Source organism: Streptomyces sp. NPDC101227 (assembly GCF_044767545.1).
GTDB lineage: Bacteria > Actinomycetota > Actinomycetes > Streptomycetales > Streptomycetaceae > Streptomyces.
In genome coordinates this window covers 209187-226550 of sequence record NZ_JBIWOD010000004.1, presented here as the reverse complement: position 1 = coordinate 226550, position 17364 = coordinate 209187, and the positions used below count along the sequence as shown (strand labels likewise).

At 72.3% G+C, this 17364-nt stretch carries 18 protein-coding genes; 11 read left to right on the top strand and 7 right to left on the bottom strand.

Translation table 11 applies throughout. The features are described from left to right. Window positions 1-600: 600 nt before the first annotated feature. The gene (locus ACIRPT_RS10640) at window positions 601-927 is read right to left on the bottom strand and encodes a hypothetical protein (protein ID WP_403825115.1); all 327 of its coding nucleotides are present in this window, start codon (window positions 925-927) and stop codon (window positions 601-603) included. After that, window positions 924-1085, bottom strand: a complete 162-nt coding sequence (locus ACIRPT_RS10635; RefSeq protein ID WP_403825112.1) for a hypothetical protein — start codon at window positions 1083-1085, stop codon at window positions 924-926. Before ACIRPT_RS10635 ends, ACIRPT_RS10640 begins: the two co-directional genes overlap by 4 nt. A 145-nt stretch (window positions 1086-1230) precedes the next feature. Here ACIRPT_RS10635 and ACIRPT_RS10630 point away from each other — a divergent pair, with 145 nt between their 5' ends. Next, window positions 1231-1872, top strand: a complete 642-nt coding sequence (locus tag ACIRPT_RS10630) for a TetR family transcriptional regulator (RefSeq protein ID WP_403505266.1) — start codon at window positions 1231-1233, stop codon at window positions 1870-1872. Window positions 1873-1887: 15 nt separating this feature from the next. Here the strand turns inward: ACIRPT_RS10630 and ACIRPT_RS10625 are convergent, their stop codons facing one another. Next, window positions 1888-3147 (bottom strand): M6 family metalloprotease domain-containing protein, encoded by a 1260-nt coding sequence (locus ACIRPT_RS10625; RefSeq protein WP_403825108.1) that lies wholly within the window; start codon window positions 3145-3147, stop codon window positions 1888-1890. A 327-nt stretch (window positions 3148-3474) separates the two neighbouring features. On the opposite strand from ACIRPT_RS10625, the gene ACIRPT_RS10620 reads away from it, so the two are divergent. After that, window positions 3475-4086, top strand: coding sequence for a TetR/AcrR family transcriptional regulator (locus ACIRPT_RS10620; RefSeq protein ID WP_403825873.1), 612 nt, complete (start codon window positions 3475-3477; stop codon window positions 4084-4086). 182 nt (window positions 4087-4268) lie between these two features. Then, window positions 4269-5792 carry an MFS transporter gene (locus ACIRPT_RS10615; RefSeq protein WP_403825105.1) on the top strand — a complete coding sequence of 508 codons (1524 nt, stop codon included), beginning with the start codon at window positions 4269-4271 and terminating at the stop codon, window positions 5790-5792. Window positions 5793-5836: 44 nt separating this feature from the next. On the opposite strand, the gene ACIRPT_RS10610 is transcribed toward ACIRPT_RS10615, so the two are convergent. Continuing rightward, on the bottom strand, window positions 5837-6334 hold the full coding sequence (locus ACIRPT_RS10610; protein WP_403505254.1) for a MarR family winged helix-turn-helix transcriptional regulator: 498 nt from the start codon (window positions 6332-6334) through the stop codon (window positions 5837-5839). A 236-nt stretch (window positions 6335-6570) separates the two neighbouring features. Next, a complete protein-coding gene (locus tag ACIRPT_RS10605) occupies window positions 6571-7620 on the bottom strand; it encodes a questin oxidase family protein (protein ID WP_403825102.1) in 1050 nt (349 codons plus the stop codon). A 267-nt stretch (window positions 7621-7887) separates the two neighbouring features. On the opposite strand from ACIRPT_RS10605, the gene ACIRPT_RS10600 reads away from it, so the two are divergent. Then, window positions 7888-8313: a pyridoxamine 5'-phosphate oxidase family protein gene (locus ACIRPT_RS10600; protein WP_403825099.1), complete on the top strand. Its 426-nt coding sequence runs from the start codon at window positions 7888-7890 to the stop codon at window positions 8311-8313. Between the two features lie 61 nt (window positions 8314-8374). Continuing rightward, complete coding sequence (locus ACIRPT_RS10595; protein WP_403825096.1) at window positions 8375-8941, top strand: pyridoxamine 5'-phosphate oxidase family protein; 567 nt, start codon at window positions 8375-8377, stop codon at window positions 8939-8941. A gap of 101 nt (window positions 8942-9042) precedes the next feature. On the opposite strand, the gene ACIRPT_RS10590 is transcribed toward ACIRPT_RS10595, so the two are convergent. Continuing rightward, a complete protein-coding gene (locus ACIRPT_RS10590) occupies window positions 9043-9588 on the bottom strand; it encodes a hypothetical protein (protein ID WP_403825093.1) in 546 nt (181 codons plus the stop codon). Window positions 9589-9800: 212 nt separating this feature from the next. Next, on the bottom strand, window positions 9801-10388 hold the full coding sequence (locus ACIRPT_RS10585; RefSeq protein WP_403825090.1) for a GNAT family N-acetyltransferase: 588 nt from the start codon (window positions 10386-10388) through the stop codon (window positions 9801-9803). Window positions 10389-10598: 210 nt separating this feature from the next. On the opposite strand from ACIRPT_RS10585, the gene ACIRPT_RS10580 reads away from it, so the two are divergent. From ACIRPT_RS10580 to ACIRPT_RS10555, 6 genes are all read left to right on the top strand, one after another. Continuing rightward, window positions 10599-11600: an RNA polymerase sigma factor RpoD/SigA gene (locus tag ACIRPT_RS10580; protein ID WP_403825087.1), complete on the top strand. Its 1002-nt coding sequence runs from the start codon at window positions 10599-10601 to the stop codon at window positions 11598-11600. Between the two features lie 208 nt (window positions 11601-11808). Continuing rightward, on the top strand, window positions 11809-12591 hold the full coding sequence (locus ACIRPT_RS10575; RefSeq protein ID WP_403825084.1) for a DeoR/GlpR family DNA-binding transcription regulator: 783 nt from the start codon (window positions 11809-11811) through the stop codon (window positions 12589-12591). 90 nt (window positions 12592-12681) lie between these two features. Continuing rightward, the gene (gene pfkB, locus ACIRPT_RS10570) at window positions 12682-13629 is read left to right on the top strand and encodes a 1-phosphofructokinase (protein WP_403825081.1); all 948 of its coding nucleotides are present in this window, start codon (window positions 12682-12684) and stop codon (window positions 13627-13629) included. A gap of 75 nt (window positions 13630-13704) precedes the next feature. After that, window positions 13705-15753 (top strand): fructose-specific PTS transporter subunit EIIC, encoded by a 2049-nt coding sequence (locus ACIRPT_RS10565; protein WP_403825077.1) that lies wholly within the window; start codon window positions 13705-13707, stop codon window positions 15751-15753. Between the two features lie 107 nt (window positions 15754-15860). Next, window positions 15861-16184, top strand: coding sequence for a hypothetical protein (locus ACIRPT_RS10560; protein WP_403825074.1), 324 nt, complete (start codon window positions 15861-15863; stop codon window positions 16182-16184). A gap of 154 nt (window positions 16185-16338) precedes the next feature. Then, window positions 16339-17220 carry an NAD(P)-dependent oxidoreductase gene (locus ACIRPT_RS10555; RefSeq protein ID WP_403825072.1) on the top strand — a complete coding sequence of 294 codons (882 nt, stop codon included), beginning with the start codon at window positions 16339-16341 and terminating at the stop codon, window positions 17218-17220. The last annotated feature ends 144 nt before the right edge of the window (window positions 17221-17364 follow it).

Below are 17364 nucleotides of genomic sequence, written 5' to 3'. Positions count from 1 at the left end.
GGACGAGCGGAGCGGTTCATTGCCTTGCGCCGGGGCGGCGTCAACAGGCACCTTTCAGGCCTCCGGGGGTGCGTCCGCCGCGGCGGAGTCTGCGTCTGGCGTAGGGGCGGGCGCGTCGCGGCGAACGGGCGGCCGTGCGGCGGAGCGGGCTCGCCGGGAGTCGTGGGGCCGTGATCGCGTCGCAGGTCACCCGTGGGTCCGGGCACCGGACCGCGCCGTTGTGGTGCCTCTTGCGAAGGCGAGAGCCCGACTCGGCCTGGAAGGGCTATCACCAAAATCTCCTGTACGTCTGGACGCACGCTCTGCGCGACTCGACCTGTCAACTTCCTGCACCAAGTGGTGACTTGCGAAAGCAGACTATTCACAGATGCGCGGCTACGCACATTCCTTTGGTGATAAAGCTCTCATGATTCGGTTTCGCGGAGGGGGAGTTGAGGTTACGGGCGCTCTCGCGGTGCACGCGTAACGGGAGGTGGCGCCGGGTGCCGCGCGGGCACTCGGCGCCTTTCCCCTCACTCCGTACGGGGGCACGGCGATCGTCTTCGTCGGACTCGCGCGTGCCGCCGGGGCCCTGCGCAGCAGGGAGGGGCGGGGCTGTCGTCAGCCTCCGATGTGCCAGCTGACCGTGCCGTCGGTGGTGACGAGGGTGGCGAGGAGGATCAGGTCGACGGCGCCGAGGGCCAGGCCGAGGAGGGCGCGGCCGCGGCGGTTCGTGCCGCGGGCGAGGGCCAGGCCGCCGAGGACCAGGGCGCAGGGGCCGAGGACCACGTTGAGGACCAGGGTGCCGAGCAGGCCGAGGACGAAGGAGGCCACGGCCATGCCGTCGGCATGGGGCCGCCGCGGCGCGGTGCTGCGCGTGTTCTCCGGGGCGTTCTTCGGGGCGGTCTTCGAGGCGTTCTTCGGCGCGGCTTCGGTGAGCGTGGTCATCGGGAGGCCCCCTCGTGGTTGCGGCGTTCGCGGAGCGTGAAGACGAGCAGCCAGCCGGCGATGACGGCGGCCGCGACGAGGGTGACGGGGAGGGGGAGGTGTGCCGCGGTGCCCAGCATGATCCCCATCAGGAGAAGGGCTGCGACGAGGAAGAGCATGTTCCTGCCTTTCCGGCTCGGACGCCGGACGCGGTGTGCGCCGGACGTGAGGTGTTCACTCAGAGGACAGTTGTTCACTGAGTTCCTTCAGTCTAGGGCCACCCACGAGTGGAGGAACTCGGAGAACGGTTGTTTACTGGATGACATGAGTCACACCGTGGGAGTCCGGCAGGCGCAGAAGCAGAAGACCCGTCAGGCATTGCTCGACGGGGCGCTCGGTCTGCTGGCCGAGCAGAGCCTGAGCAGCCTGGGGTTGCGGGAGGTCACGCGGGTGGTGGGGATCGCCCCGACCGCGTTCTACCGGCATTTCAAAGACCTGGGGGAGCTGGGCGTCGCCCTGGTGGAGGAGGCGCTGGGGAGCCTGCATGCGATGGTCCGGGCGATCCTCGTCGAGCAGGCCGCGGCGGAGGAGCGGATCGACAGCACGATCGCGGTGGTCGAGCGGCATGTGCGCGAACATCCCGCGCACGTGCGGTTCGTGGCGCGCGAACGGCGCGGTGGCGTACGGGCCGTGCGGCAGGCCATCGCCGGCGAACTGGACCGGTTCGCCCAGGAGGTCGCGGAGGCGCTCGCCTCCCAGCCGGTGTCCGAGGGGTGGCGCACCGAGGACGTGCGGATGCTGGCGGAACTGTATGTGGACCGGCTGGTGACGACGGCCGGGGAGCTGATCGACGCCGAGGACGCCGGGCCGGACGAGGCCGCGCGGGTGGTGCTCACCGCACGGCGCCAGCTGCGGCTCATCGCCATCGGGCGGCGCCACTGGGTGGCGGAGGGCGGCATGGGGTAGGCGGGCCGGTCGCGGCTATCCCGATCGCGCCGGGGTGGCCCGGATCCGGTACGTGCCGTCCCGGTTCTCGCCGAGGACGGTGACCGCGGCGCCGCTGCGGCGGTCGGTGTAGGTGGCGCCGGGGCGCAGGGCGGCGTCGGTCAGTTCCGGCTCGACGTACTTGTCGGCGGTGAAGCAGCCGCCGCTGTGCGGGGTGGCGTCCACGACGCGCAGCGGCCCGCGGCCCGATGTGACGTGGGTGGTGACGCGGTAGACCAGGACGCCGGGGCGGCAGAGCGTCGGGTCGAGGGGGCCGCGGGTGCGGGCCTCGGCGACCAGGGCGGTGCGGGCGGACGTGGGTATGACGACGATCTTGGTGCCGCGGGGAGCCGGGGCCGGGGTCAAGGTGTGTTCGGCGGGCGTCCCGCGGCGCGGCGCGCAGTGCACCTGGCCGGGGGCCAGCCAGCCGAGCTTCCATTTGTGCCAGCCGAGGAAATCGCTGCGCGGCCCCCAGTCCTCGTCCATCGGGTCCCAGTGGCCGACCGGGGTCACCGCGCGGCGGCCGTCGGTGTAGTAGAGGTCCGGGAGCCCGAAGGCATGGCCGTTCTCGTGATTGAGGACGCGGTAGGCGCCGTCCCCGGACTGCCGGCTCCAGATGAACGAGGCGTTCCGGAACGGCACTCCGTCCGCCGTCGGCAGCCCCATGTCACCGCCGCTGAAGGTGACCGACAGGACCTTGCGGGCCGCGGGCGGGCCCGCGTTGGGGGCGGCCAGGACGTTGATGACGTCGTACGCCCGGAAGTCGACCGCATCGTCGACGGCGCGGACGATCTCCCGGGAGAGGGCGTGATAGCCGGTCTTCGACCGCGCGTCGAACGTGGCCTCGCGCTCGATGCGGTACGCCGCCAGCGGCCGTGACATACGTATCCACTTCAGCAGCGGCACCGGACGGTAGTCGAGCCTGCCGTACGAGCTGGCGCGGAAGAACCGCGTGGCGGCCGGGAAGAACTCGGCGAACCGGGCCCGCGGGGTGATCGTGGCGCGGGCGTCGGGAAAGTCGATGAAGAGCGTGAGCGCCCGGACCGTGCCGTGGGAGCGGGCGTATCCCGCGGGGGTGGTCGCGGATTCGGCGACGTCGTCCGTCCTGCCGGGCAGCGCGCACGGGCCGCTCGGCAGTGCGCCGGCCGGCGTGACGATGGCCGCGGCGGTGGGGGAGGCGTCCATGGTCACGGCGGCGGCAGCGGTGGCCGCGGTCGCCGCGCCCGCGACCAGGACCGCGGATATTTTCTGCCTCATGGTGATCACCCTGAGCGGCGGGCCGGTCGGCCGCGCGCGGGATTACGTCATCCGGAGGGCGGGCGACGCCATGCGACGTATGTGGCTCAGGTCACGCTCGGGCGCGAAATATCCGGGGAGGGGGTCCCCGTTTAACCAGTCGTACGAGAGAAACGGGGAGCCCTTCCCCGGTTCGCCCGTGAAGCGAAGAGCGAAGACCGAAGAGAGGAGTGTGCCGCTGTGACCGCCACGGTTTCCGCCGCCGGTGTCGATGCCGCCGCTGATGCTGCCACCGCCACCGCCACCGCCACCGCCACCGCCGGCCGCACGCAGCCGGCGCAGCCGCGACTGCGGGCCGATGCGCTGCGGAACCGGGAACGGATCATCGCGGCCGCCCGCGAAACGATGGTCGAGTCCGGGGCCGAGGTCTCGCTCGATGAAATCGCTCGACGCGCAGGGGTCGGCAATGCGACGCTTTATCGTCACTTTGCGGATCGGCGGGAGTTGATCCACCACGTCACGCTCTCCGTCATGGCCCGTACCGCGGACCGCGCCGAGAGCGCCCTTGCCGAGGAGTCCGATGCTTTCCAGGCGCTGCGGCGCTTTGTCCACGCCGCGGTGGAGGAGCGGATCGGGGCGCTGTGCCCGCTGCTCTCGGACAGCATCGATCTGAGCCACCCCGATCTGCTCGCCGCGCGCGAGCGCCTGGAGGCGGCCGTCGAGGCCGTCATGGGTGCCGCACGCGACAGCGGCCAGCTGCGCACCGACATCGCCGTCGGTGACCTGATGGTCGCGATCACCCAGCTCACCCGGCCGCTGCCGGGCAGTGGGTGCATTGACTTCGATGGCTTCGTGCACCGGCATCTGCAGCTGTTCCTGGACGGCCTGCTGGCGCCCGCACGGTCCGAACTTCCCGGCACCGCCGCCACCTTGGATGACCTGCGGCAGCGCCGACCGTAAGCGCCGGGCGTAGGTGACGGCGCCCGCCCGCCGATGTGCAGAACCCGTCCCGATCACGTCCCGGCGCGTCCCGAACGCGCCCTGATTACGCCCTGAACCAGTACTGCCCGCGTCGCCGCCAAGACGCGTCGCCCCGAACACGTCCCGTTATCCGCTCACCGCACCACTAGGTGGACCTCTCCATGCCTGAAACCGTCACATCCGTCGATCCCCGGCGCTGGAAAGCGCTGATATTCATCGCTCTCGCCCAGCTGATGGTCGTCCTCGACGCGACCATCGTGAACATCGCGCTGCCCTCCGCCCAGGCGGACCTCGGCATCACCGACGCCAACCGGCAGTGGGTGATCACCGCCTACGCCCTGGCCTTCGGCGGGCTGCTGCTCTTCGGCGGACGGGTCGCCGACCTGTTCGGCCGCAGGCGGACCTTCGTCATCGGACTCATCGGCTTCGCGCTCGCCTCGGCGGTCGGCGGGGCCGCGGTGAACCAGGGGATGCTGCTGGGCGCGCGGGCGCTACAGGGCCTCTTCGGTGCGCTGCTGGCGCCGGCCGCGCTGTCGCTGCTGGCGGTGACGTTCACCGAGGCCAGGGAGCGGGCCAAGGCCTTCGGCATCTTCGGTGCGATCGCCGGTGGCGGTGGCGCCGTGGGCCTGATCCTCGGCGGTGTGCTGACCGAGTACATGAACTGGCGCTGGACCTTCTTCGTCAACATCCCGTTCGCCGTGGTCGCCGCGACCGGCGCCATCCTGGTCATCCGTGAGCCCGCGGAGGGCCGTAATTCCTCGCGGCTGGACGTCCCCGGCGTCTTCCTGGCCACGCTCGGCCTGGTCTCGCTGGTGTACGGGTTCACCCGCGCCGAGTCGGACGGCTGGCTGGCCGGCCCGACGCTGGGCCTGTTCGCCGCGGCCGCCGTGCTGCTGCTGGCGTTCGTGCTGGTCGAGTCCAAGGTGAAGGCCCCGCTGCTGCCGCTGCGGGTGGTCGCCGAGCGGAACCGCGGCGGTGTCTACGCCTCCCTCGGCCTGGCCGTCATCGGGATGTTCGGTCTCTTCCTCTTCCTGACCTACTACCTGCAGATCGTGAAGGGCTACAGCCCGGTCACCACCGGCCTGGCCTTCCTCCCCATGATCGCGGGCATGATCACCGGCTCGACGCAGATCGGCGCCCGGCTGATGACCCGTGTCCGGCCGCGCCTTCTGATGGCGCCCGGTTTCGTGGTCGCCGCGGTCGGCATGCTGGTGCTGACCCAGATCGACCTGGACACGTCCTACCCGGCGCTGATCCTGCCCGCGTTCCTGCTGCTGGGTCTCGGCATGGGTACGGCGTTCATGCCGGCCATGTCGCTGGCCACGCACGGTGTCCAGCCGCGCGACGCCGGTGTCGCCTCCGCGATGGTCAACACCTCGCAGCAGGTGGGCGGCGCGATCGGTACGGCGCTGCTGAACACCATCGCGGCCAGCGCCACCACTGCGTACGCCACCTCGCACGCGGCCGGTGCGGCCTCGCGGAAGCTGCTCAAGCTGGAGTCGATGGTGCACGGCTACACCATCGCCATCTGGTGGGCGGTCGGCATCCTCGTGCTGGCGGCGGCGATCGCTTTTGTCTTCGTCAACACCGGGCATCAGGGTGGCGGTTCGCCGGCGGCCTCGTCCGATGAGGGCGCCGGCGCGAGCGAGGACGCGGACGTTCAGGTTCCGGTCATGGTGCACTGAGCGACGTCTCGTACAGCCAGTGAAGGCGTCGACCTCCCCGCCGGTCAGCGGAGCCAGGGGAGGTCGGCGCCTTCCGGCTGCAGACCGTCGGCCATCACCCGGCAGATGTGCGCGAGTTGGGTGATCTCCTCGGGGGAGAGCCGGTCGAAGATCGCGGCGCGGACGGCGGCGACGTGTCCCGGCGCGGCCTTCTCCAGTACCCGCATGCCCTCGTCCGTGAGATAGGCGTTCTGGCCCCGCTTGTCGGACGGGCAGTCCTCGCGATGCACCCAGCCGTACTTCTCCAGGCGGGCGATGGCGTGCGAGAGGCGGGAGCGGGTGATCTTGGCGTTCTGGGCCAGCTCGGTCATCCGCAGCCGCCGTCGCGGCGCACGGGAGAGCTGGACGAGCAGGCCGTAATACACGTGCGGCATCCCGGCGTCACGCTGCAGCTGGCGGTCCAGGTGATCCTCCAGAAGCGTGGTGGCATGGAGGTAGCACTGCCAGGCGTATTGCTCCTCGTCGCTGAGCCAGTGTGGCTCGGCTGCGGATTCCTTGCTCATACCATCCACTGTCTCACCGCCGGGCATGTTATTGAAGTTTTAACAATGGAAAGTTAGGCCGGAAAGCGATGGGCACCGATCCCCGGAATCCGTCGAAGATCGCCAAGTGGGCGGAACGAGCAGGCCGGCGCGAGGCAGGGCGGGGTGTGTGACCCGTGGCCACCGTCCCGTCCCCCGGGGTGAGCGCGCGGCACGCGGGCTGCGCGTGCGGTACGGCCCCAGGGGCGGGGCGCGGCTCAGGCTCCCGACGGGATCAGTTCCAGCGCGCGCAGGGCCGCCGACAGGGCGCGGTCGTCGCCGGACGGGGTCCAGGAGGCCACGTCCAGGGCCGTGTCGGTCAGCTTGATGACGTGCTCGTCGCCGTGTGCGGTGGCGCGGGCGAAGACTTCCTCCGGGGTGAGCGAGCCGGCCGACAGCGGTGGCAGCGGCTCGGCGGGCGAGTACAGGGAGGTCAGCGCGGCGCTTGCGGCCCAGGCGGCCTGCAGGGAGGGGGCCCAGAGGTCGCGTGGCAGGGCCGGCAGCGTGCGCAGGACGGCGTTCGGCGCGGTGGCGGCGTGGACGAGGAGGACCGCGTCGCCGTGCCCGTAGCCGAGATAGCGGTGGGTCGCCGCCCGAACGAGGGCGGCCAGCTGGTCGCGGGCGGCCTCGGCCTCCTGCGGGGCGCGCACCGCATCGGCGGCCGCCAGCCAGCCGTCCGTGCCGGGCAGTTGGGCCAGTCCGTCGAGCGGGACGACCCGCTGGTCGGCGATGCGCGGGAGGGCGGCCAGCGCGTCGGCGGGGGAGGCGGTGCCGTCCGGCCGGACGGTCACCGGTAAGGGGGTGTGACGGGCCGCCCAATAGCCGATGGCGTGCGCCAACTCGGCCACGCGCGGCGCCTGTTCCCCCTCCTCCAGAAGGACGCGTACGGCGTGGCCGACGCGGATCACGGGGTGTGTCGCGGCGCCCGCGATGCCCGGCAGCAGCCGGGGCCACCACTCGGCCAGGACCTCGCGCCAGAGGCGTTCGCCGACCTGGCGCGCCAGGTACGTGGTCCAGTCGGTGACCCGGCGCGGATCGCCCAGCGCCTCCTGCCAGTTGGTGTCGTCGAGGGGGGACCGCGGGCTCGGTACGTCCTCCAGCTTGGCGGCATAGCCGTCGAGCCAGCGGTGGACGGTGCCGGCCTGTCCGTGCCGGACCAGGGCCTCGATGGCCATCGGGCCGTGATTGGCCAGGAAGCCACGGAATTCGGGGCCGGTGGTGTGCAGGCGTTCCAGGGCTTCGTCGAGTGTGCCGCTCGTCGTATCCATGGCCCGAGGCTAGGGCGGCGCGGGGCCGCGAGGTAACGGGCAAAGGCCCTACACCGCTGGTCGTAAGGCCGCGGGTGCGGGCGGGTGAAGGCGGGCGAGGGGCGCTGCGGAGGGGGGATTGTCAGTGGCCGGTGGGACGCTGAAGTCGTGGGTGCGGACGGGGAGGTGACGCGCGGGGGAGGGGTGGGTGCGGTGGCCGGGGGCTGAGTGGCGGTACGGCGCGGGTGTGTGAGCGTGGAAGGGAGGGCCGATCGCGAGGAGCCGGTGATGTCGCTGTCTGTGGAAGAGCGCGAACACTTTCTGGCCGAGCCGCTGGTCGCCGTGCTGTCCGTCGCGACGGGAGGCGAGCGGGGCCCGGTGACGGCGCCGGTCTGGTACGCCTACCGCCCCGGGGGCGATGTCTTCCTCTTCACGGGCCGTACGTCACGAAAGGCCCGGCTGATCGAGCGGGCCGGCCGGTTCACCCTGACGGTGCAGACCACATCGCCGACGTACCGCTACGCCGCCGTCGAGGGCCGGGCCGCGTTCGTCGCGGTGACGCCGGAGCTCGTCGACGAGATCGCGGGCCGCTATCTGCCCGCCGAGAAGGTGTCGGAGTACGCGGCGGGGGTGCTGGAGCACGGCGAGGAGCTGATCGGCGTGCGGCTGCGGCCGGAGCGGTGGAACGCGGCGGATCTGGGGCCGTCGGCATGAGGGCGGAAGCCGGTCGGTAAACCGGACAGGAGATGTCGGGTATCGGGGGGAGAGTCGTGGCATGACGAGTACGGATAAGGGAGCAGGGGCGAGCGCGGCTACGAGCGGGACCTCGGCCCCGGCCGTTGCCGGTGCGGTCCGCTGGTCGGTGGCCGAGGAGGCCGTGCCGGAGTTCGCCGGATGGGTGCGGGAGCGCTTCGAGGCGTTTCGGCACCACGTCCTGGCCACGCTCCGCAAGGACGGCGCGCCACGGCTGACCGGCCTGGAGGCGGATTTCCGCTACGGCGAGCTGTGGCTGGGCATGATGGCGAACTCGCACAAGGCGCTCGACCTGCGGCGCGACCCCCGATTCTCGCTGTACGCCAACCCGGGCGGGGGCACGGACCTGTCGGATGGCGATGTACGGCTGTCCGGGCGCGCGGTCGAGGTGGCCGACCCCGAGGTGATCGCGCGCTATGCGGCGGCGGTGCGGCCGCCGGAGCCGTTCCATCTGTTCCGGGCCGAGCTGACGGAGGTGGTGCGCACGTCCGTCGATGACCCATGGCTGGTGGTCCGGGTCTGGCGACCGGACCGGCCGCTGCGCACGATCCGGCGGAAGAGCGACGACTCGCCGCCAGAGGTGGAGTGACGGCCGGGCTCAGCCGACGTCACGGGACCGGGCGGGGGCGTCGCCCGGTCCCGGGTGCCGGCTGATGAGGCGGTGCGGGTGCCCGCACCGCGGCCGGCGGGTCAGCGTGCCGCGTGGGCGTGGTGCGGTACGTGGTGAGCGGTGTGGGGGCGGTGCAGGCCGTGCGGTTCGCGGACGCGGTGGCCCCGGAAGACGTACAGCGACACGACGAACATCACGGCGCCCATTCCCAGTCCGAAGCCGGTGGACTTGAGGATCGACTCCCCGCCGAGGCTGTAGACCCACCCCATCGAGACGCCGAAGAGCGCGCCGTAGCTCACCGCCCGGGTTTCGGTGATCATGGTCCGCTGGAAGTGCACCAGATACAGCCCCAGCGCCCCGGTGACCACGGCCGCGCACAGCCCGTACAGGATCGCCGGGCCGCCCTTGATGCCGGCGGCGTGCGTGCGGAAGATCGTGAAGCAGCCGAAGGCGAGCGCCGCCATGATGGGCACCGTTACGGTCGCCGGGACTCTGCGCGTGGTGCCCGGGAGCCGGAAGCCCGTGTCCGGGGTGACGGCGCTCGCGCCGCGTTCCGGCTCGACGGAGCCGTGGGAGCGGGCCGCCCTCGTCCCGGGTGCCTCGCGCCGCTGGGGGTGCGTTTCCATGACGGGCTCCTCTCGCTTGCCCCGCCTTCCGGGGGGCAGTCGAAATCGCTCTCCGTCCAGGCGACACCCGCATCCGGCATGCGTCAACCGGAGCAGCGGATGCCAGGGGTGTACAGGGGCGGAGGGAGGCCGTCCCGTGGATGTCGGGACGGGACGGGAGGGGCGGCACCGGAGGGCCGCACCGGACCGCACCGGGCCTCGCGCGGGACGGCTCAGCCCCGGCCGCCGTCCTCCCCGCCCCCATGCCCGTCCCCGTTCACGTCTCCGTTCAGGTCCTTCTGGTACCAGGTGACGTCCCAGTAGCGGCCGAACTTGCGGCCCACCTCCGTGTACGTCCCGATGGGCCGGAAGCCGAAGCGGGTGTGCAGGCGGTGCGACGCCTCGTTGGGCTGGGCGATGCCCGCGAAGGCGCGGTGCACGTCCTCGGTGGCCAGCGCCTCGAACAGGGCCTGGTAGAGCAGCGTGCCGATGCCGCGGCCTGCGGCGTGCGGGGCGCAGTAGACGGTGACCTCGACGGAGGGCGCGTAGGCCGCCTTCGGCCGGAAGGCGCTGCTGGTCGCGTAGCCGAGCAGCGGACCGGCCTCGCCGTGAGACGGGCCCGCCGCGCGCGCAACCAGAAGCCGGTGGGGGCCGTCTTTGGGGTGGGAGAGCAACCACGGACGACGACGCTCGGGAGTGAAGGGCTCCGTGTCGAACGTGATGGACGTCTCGCGAATGTAGTGGTTGTAGAGCTCCGTGAGGGCCGGTAGATCGGCCTCGACGCCCGCTCTGACCTGCACGTCCCCGCTCTCCGACAGCATCCGGCCCCCTTCGTGAACGGGCAGGGTACTGCATGATCACAAAAATAGGGTCGCGGCATGGGAATTCTGTCCGGATTCCAGCCGTTGTTTCCTTCGGACGGGTCGCTCGATGAACCATCGAGTCTCCCGCCCCACCGTCCCGCGACCTTCCCCAAGCTCTCGCCTTCGCTCGAGCAGGGGATACACCAACATCGCAAAGGGAGCACACGCATGGCAACCCGTGCCGTCGCCCGTCGTAAGGAAAGCAGCAGCGGTTCCGACGGGGCCAACAGTGTTCGCGCCGTAGGCGGGGAGATCGCCGACCGCGACCTGGTCGGCATGTACCTCGACGAGATCGCGCGCACGCCTCTGCTCGACGCCGCCAAGGAGGTCGAGCTGTCCCAGACCATCGAGGCGGGCGTCTACGCCCAGCAGATCCTGGACGGCGTCGTCACCGACGGCAACGCCGCAGGTGCCGGCCGCGAGGAGCTCGAGGCGCTGGCCACAGAGAGCGCCAAGGCCAAGGACGTCTTCATCCGTTCCAACCTGCGGCTGGTCGTCGCCGTGGCGCGCCGCTACCCCCGCGCCGGTCTGCCGCTGCTGGACCTGATCCAGGAGGGCAACGCCGGTCTGGTGCGCGCCGTGGAGAAGTTCGACTACGCCAAGGGCTTCAAGTTCTCGACGTATGCGACGTGGTGGATCCGTCAGGCCATCACCCGTTCCATCGCCGACCAGTCGCGCACGATCCGGCTGCCCGTCCACCTCGTCGAGGAGCTCGGCCGCATCCGCCGGGTGCAGCGCGAGTTCAACCGCGAGAACGGCCGCGACCCGGAGCCCGAGGAGGTCGCCGGCGAGCTGGGCTCCACGCCCGCCCGCGTGACCGACGTACTGGACTGGGCCCGCGACCCGGTCAGCCTCAACATGTCGGTGGACGACGACGGCGACACCCAGTTCGGTGATCTGCTGGAGGACACCTCCGCGGCCTCGCCCGAGCAGTCGGTGCTCACGCTGCTGCGGAGCGAAGAGCTGGAGGATCTGATCGACCGCCTCGACCAGCGCACCGCCTCCATCATCAAGGCGCGCTACGGCATCGAGGACGGCCGCGAGCGCACGCTGACCGAGGTCGGCAAGCAGCACGGCCTGACCCGCGAGCGGATCCGCCAGATCGAGAAGCATGCGCTGCTGGAGCTGAAGCGGATGGCGCGTGACACGGGGTTCGACGCGGCGGCGTAGGCCGCGGCGGCGGGCCGGCGGGCCCTGACGCCTGCCCCCTTCCCCGAACGACGAGCCCCGGTGCCATGAATGGCGTCGGGGCTCTTTTTGTCGTGCGGCGATGTCCGTTTGAGTCTGCTCGACGTCCGAATGCATTTACTTCGCGCATTCCTCGACGTAGCATCCCGCTGAAACCACAGGTTCGGGCAGGGAACGGACGCAGACACAGATGTACGCACCGGAGCGCCAACAGGAGATCCTGCGGCTCGCCCGTGAGGGCGGGCGGGTCGATGTGCTGTCCCTCGCGGAGGAATTCCAGGTCACCGCCGAGACCGTACGGCGCGATCTGAAGGCCCTGGACCGGGCCGGGCTGGTGCGCAGGGTGCACGGCGGCGCCATTCCGGCCGGCCGGCTGGACTTCGAGCCGGACCTCGCCGAGCGGGACGCCGTGGCCGCCGACGAGAAGCAGCGCATCGCGCGGGCCGCGCTGGCCGAGCTCCCCGGGGGCGAGACCGGCTCCGGCGGCTCCGGCAGTGTGATCCTGGACGCCGGTACGACCGCCGCCCGGCTCGCCGCCGAGATTCCGCTGGCGGCCGAGCTCACTGTCGTCACCCACGGCCTGCCGGTCGCGGCACGGCTGGCCGATCACCCCGGGCTCACCCTCCACCTCGTGGGCGGCCGGATCCGGCACCGTACGCGGGCCGCGGTCGACGACTGGGCGCTGCGCGCCTACCGCGAGATCAACGCCGATGTGCTCTTCCTCGCCACCAACGGCTTCTCCCTGGACGGCGGCCTGACCACCCCCGACCTCGCGGAGGCCGCCGTCAAGCGGGCGCTGATCGCCGCCGCCCGCCGGGTCGTCCTGCTCGCCGACTCGGCCAAATTCGGGCAACGGCACTTCGCCCGCTTCGGCGAGCTCGCGGACGTGGATCTGCTCATCACCGACACCGGACTGAGCCCCGACGACGCCCTCGCCATCGAGCGCGCGGGCACGGAAGTGGTACGCGCATGACCCACCGAGGCGTACGCACACCACTCCCCGCGACGCACGCGCACGCCCCCCGTAAGGCAGCACCCGTATGACTCCCGAGGCGATACGCGCATGATCCTCACCGTCACCCCCAACCCCAGCCTCGACCGCACCTACGAGATCCCGACGCTGGACCGCGGGGCCGTGCTGCGGGCCACCGCCGACCGGATCGACCCGGGCGGCAAGGGCGTCAATGTCTCGCGGGCGATCGCCGCCGCCGGGCACCGCACCCTGGCCGTCCTGCCGCTGGGCGGGCCGGCGGGCGCTGCGCTGGCCGGGCTGCTGGGCGCCGAGGGGATCGAGGTGGCGGGCGTCCAGGTGGCGGGCCAGACCCGCTCCAACATCTCCGTCGCCGAACCGGACGGCACGCTCACGAAGATCAACGCGCCCGGCCCCGAACTCACCGCCGAGGAATCGGCGGCGCTGCTCGCGGCGGTCGGCGCGCGCTCGGCCGGGGCCGACTGGATCGCCTGCTGCGGCAGCCTGCCTCGGGGACTGCCGCCCGAGTGGTACGCCGAACTGGTCGCACGCGCCCACCGGGCCGGTGCCCGGATCGCGCTGGACACCTCGGGCCCGTCGCTGACCGCGGCCCTGGCCGAACGCCCCGACGTCGTCAAGCCGAACGCCGAGGAGCTGGCCCAGGCCGTCGGCCGCCCGCTCGCCACCCTCGGCGACGCGGTCGCCGCCGCCGAGGAGCTGCGCGCCGCGGGCGCCCGCGCCGTACTGGCCTCGCTGGGCGCCGACGGCCAGCTGCTGGTCGACGAGGACGGCGCCCACTACGGCAGCGCGCCGGTGGCCGCCGTCCGCAGCAACGTCGGCGCGGGCGACGCCTCGCTGGCCGGGTTCCTGGCGGCCGGCGGCACGGGCGGCCGGGCGCTGGGGGCGGCGGTGGCGCACGGCGCGGCCGCCGTGCAGCTCCCGGGCAGCCTGATGCCGACGCCGAAGGACCTCGATCCCTCGGCGGTGCGGGTCACGGATGAGGTTCCGCTGGACCGCGTACTCACGGAGCCGGCGCGATGAACGGCCGTCGGCCGCCTGCCTTCAGGCGCCGACGGGCCCGATGGTGTCCACCCCCGCGAGCAAGGGAGCCGCGCGATGAGTGAGCTGATCACCGCCGAACTGGTCGACCTCGACCTGTCCGCAGAAACCAAGGACGCGGCCGCACGAGCGCTGGCCGAACGGATGGTGACCGCCGGCCGCGTCACCGACCTGGAGGGCTTCCTCGCGGATGTGGCCGCCCGCGAGGCCCAGATGCCGACCGGCCTGGACGGCGGCATCGGAATTCCGCACTGCCGCAGCGAGCATGTCACCGCGCCGACGCTGGCCTTCGGACGCAGCGCCCGCGGGATCGACTTCGGTGCGCCGGACGGGCCGGCCGACCTGATCTTCCTGATCGCCGCCCCGGCGGGCGGCGACGCCGACCATCTGTCGATCCTGTCGACGCTCGCCCGCCATCTGATGGACGAGGCATTCACCGGCGCGCTGCGGTCCGCCGCCGAGCCGGGGCGGGCGGCGGCGCTCCTACGGGGAGAGGCCCCGCAGCCGGAGGCCGACGAGGCGGCGGCCCCGGCCCCCGAGCCCGAACCGGCCCCCGAGCCGGAACCGGCCCCCGAGCCCGAGCCGGAACCGGAACCCGCCCTCGAACCGAAACCCGCCCCTGCCCCCTTCCGTATCGTCGCCGTCACCTCCTGCCCCACCGGCATCGCCCACACCTACATGGCCGCCGAGTCGCTGGAGAAGGCCGGACGGGCCGCCGGCGTCGAGGTGTTCGTGGAGACGCAGGGGTCGGCGGGCTTCGAGCGGCTGGACCCGCGGCTCGTCGCCGACGCGGACGCCGTGATCTTCGCCCATGACGTCGGGATACGGGACAAGGACCGCTTCGCCGGGAAGCCCACCCTCGACGTCGGGGTGAAAGCGGGCATCAACCGCCCCGCCGAACTCATCGCCGAGGTACGGGAGAAGGCCGAGCGGGGGGAAACCGGCGCCCCGGCGCGGGCCGCCGCCCCCATGGACAAGGACGCCGACGCGGGCGACGGCTACGCCACCCGCCTGCGCAAGTGGCTGATGACCGGCGTCAGCTACATGGTCCCCTTCGTCGCCGCCGGCGGCCTCCTCATCGCCCTCGCCTTCGCCCTCGGCGGCTACACCGTCAACAAGGCGCCGTCCGTCGCCGACCACTTCATCTGGACCGAGTCCGCCGGCTGGGCGGCCCTGCTCTTCCAGATCGGCAGCGTCGCCTTCGGCTTCCTCGTCCCGGTCCTGGCCGGCTTCATCGCGTACGGCATGGCGGACCGGCCCGGACTCGCCCCCGGCTTCGTGGGCGGCGCCATCGCCCTCACCGTCAACGCGGGCTTCCTCGGCGGCCTGATCGCCGGGCTCCTCGCGGGCGCGGTGGCCGGCGCGGTCCAGCGGATCGGCATCCCGCCCGTGCTGCGCGGCATCATGCCGGTCGTCGTCATCCCGCTGGTGTCGTCCGCGGTCGTCGGCTTCCTGATGTTCCTGGTCGTCGGCAAGCCGATCGCCGCGCTGCAAAAGGGCATGACCAACTGGCTGTCCGGCCTCACCGGCGCCAACGCCGTCATTCTGGGCGCGCTGCTGGGCCTGATGATGTGCTTCGACCTCGGTGGCCCGCTGAACAAGGTCGCCTACGCCTTCGCGGTCGGCGGCCTGGCCAACCCCAACGCGGGCAGCCTGAAGGTCATGGCCGCGGTGATGGCGGCCGGTATGGTCCCGCCGCTGGCGATGGCGCTGGCCACGACCGTACGCGGCCGGCTCTTCACCGCGGCCGAGCGGGAGAACGGCAAGGCGGCGTGGGTGCTGGGCGCCTCCTTCATCACTGAGGGCGCGATCCCGTTCGCCGCCGCCGATCCGCTGCGCGTCATCCCCTCCGCGATGGCCGGCGGCGCGGTCACCGGCGCCCTCTCGATGGCCTTCGGCTGCACCCTGCGCGCCCCGCACGGCGGCATCTTCGTCGTCCCCCTGATCGGGCAGCCGCTCCTCTACCTGCTGGCCGTCGTGGCCGGTACGGGTGTCAGCGCGGCGCTGGTGATGGCGCTCAAGGGACTCCGTGGCGCCCCCGCGGAGGGAAGCCCGGGAACGGCGGCGGCCACGGCCGGCGAACGGGACGCCCCGGTCGCGGCCTGAGCGCCGAACGCGCGCTCCACCCGTCGCCGGTTCCGGCCGCCGCCCACCGTTGATACGTTGCGGCGGCGGCCGGACCGGCGGCGGTGAGCAGGAGCGACGGAGGCGAAATGGATCACGGAACGGACCTTCCCCCGCTCGGGCTGGAGGAGACGGCCCGCAGCCCGGCCGATGCTTATCTCCAGCGGGAGGTGCGGGCCTGGTCGCTGCTCCCACCCCTCTTCGCGCTGGTCCTCCCCTGGACGTGGCTCTGCCTCGCGTTCGCCCACGACGCGCCCAGGATTCCCCCGCTGCTCGCCGCCGTCCTGACGTCCGCCGCGCTGGCATCGGCCTGGTACGGCCGCCGTCGCGCGCGCCGCGTCCTCACCTGGGTGGGCATCGGCGGCTATCTGCTCGCCCTTGTCCTCTGCGTGCTGCTGGCGAAGTCCCTCTGAGGGGCATCACCTGCTCACCTCAAGGTAAGTACGCACTAAATAGTGCGTACTTGTCCGTCTCCGGCCCTCCGCAAAGACTGGATCCGCAGCAGCAACCGGTAAGCGGTAGGCCGCAACCGGTGAGTGGTAAGCGGAGAGCGGGAGAGCGGAAGCCATGTCGGTGACGAAGAAGAATGTCGCGGTTCTCGGGCTCGGTGCCATGGGCACGGCCCTCGCGGACGCCCTGCTGGCGGCCGGCCACCGGGTGACGGTGTGGAACCGTACGGCCGCCAGGGCGGACGGGCCGGTGGAGCGGGGCGCGCGGCGGGCCAACACCGCGGCGGAGGCGGTCGCCGCGGCCGAGGTGGTGATCGTCTGCATCCTGGATTACGCGGATGTCGGGGCGTTGCTGGCGGATCGGGCCGGCGGCGAGGTGCTGCAAGGCCGGGCCGTGGTGAATCTGACCAACGGGTCGCCCGAGGAGGCCCGGTCCATGGCGGAGCGGGTGTCGGCGCTCGGCGGCGCGTATCTGGACGGCGGGATCATGGCGGTGCCCGAGATGATCGGGCGGCCCGAGGCGTTGGTGCTCTACAGCGGGGAGCGGGCGGCGTTCGAGGCGTACCGGGGGGTGCTGGACGGCTTCGCCCGCAGCGTCTATCTCGGTGCGGATGCGGGGCTGGCGCCGCTGAACGACCTCGCGCTGCTGAGCGGCATGTACGGCATGTTCGGCGGCTTCGCGCATGCGGCGGCGCTGGTGCGTTCGGCGGGCGGGCCGGTCGCGGAGTTCACGACGGGGCTGCTGGTGCCGTGGCTGCAGGCGATGTGCGGCGGGCTGCCCGCGATGGCGGCGGAGATCGACTCGGGGGACTACGGCGCCACCGGCTCCAGCCTCGGCATGCAGGTCGCCCACGACAGCATCGGCGCGCTGAGCCGGGCGCAGGGCGTCAGCGACGAACTCTTCGCCCCGGTGTTCGCGCTGATGGAGCGACGGGTCGCGGGCGGCCATGGGGACGAGGGGTTCGCGGGCGTGGTGGAGGAGCTGATGCGGGCCCGGTGAGGCGCGCGAAGGCAGGCGCGCGGGGGCCAGGTCCGTGGCGAACGCGGCGGTGGGGGGGCCCCGGGCGGGGGCGGGCCCCCCCCGGCCGAACGGAAGGGGGGGGGGGAGAGAGCGCCGGCCCCCCCGCCCAACCACCACCAGCGG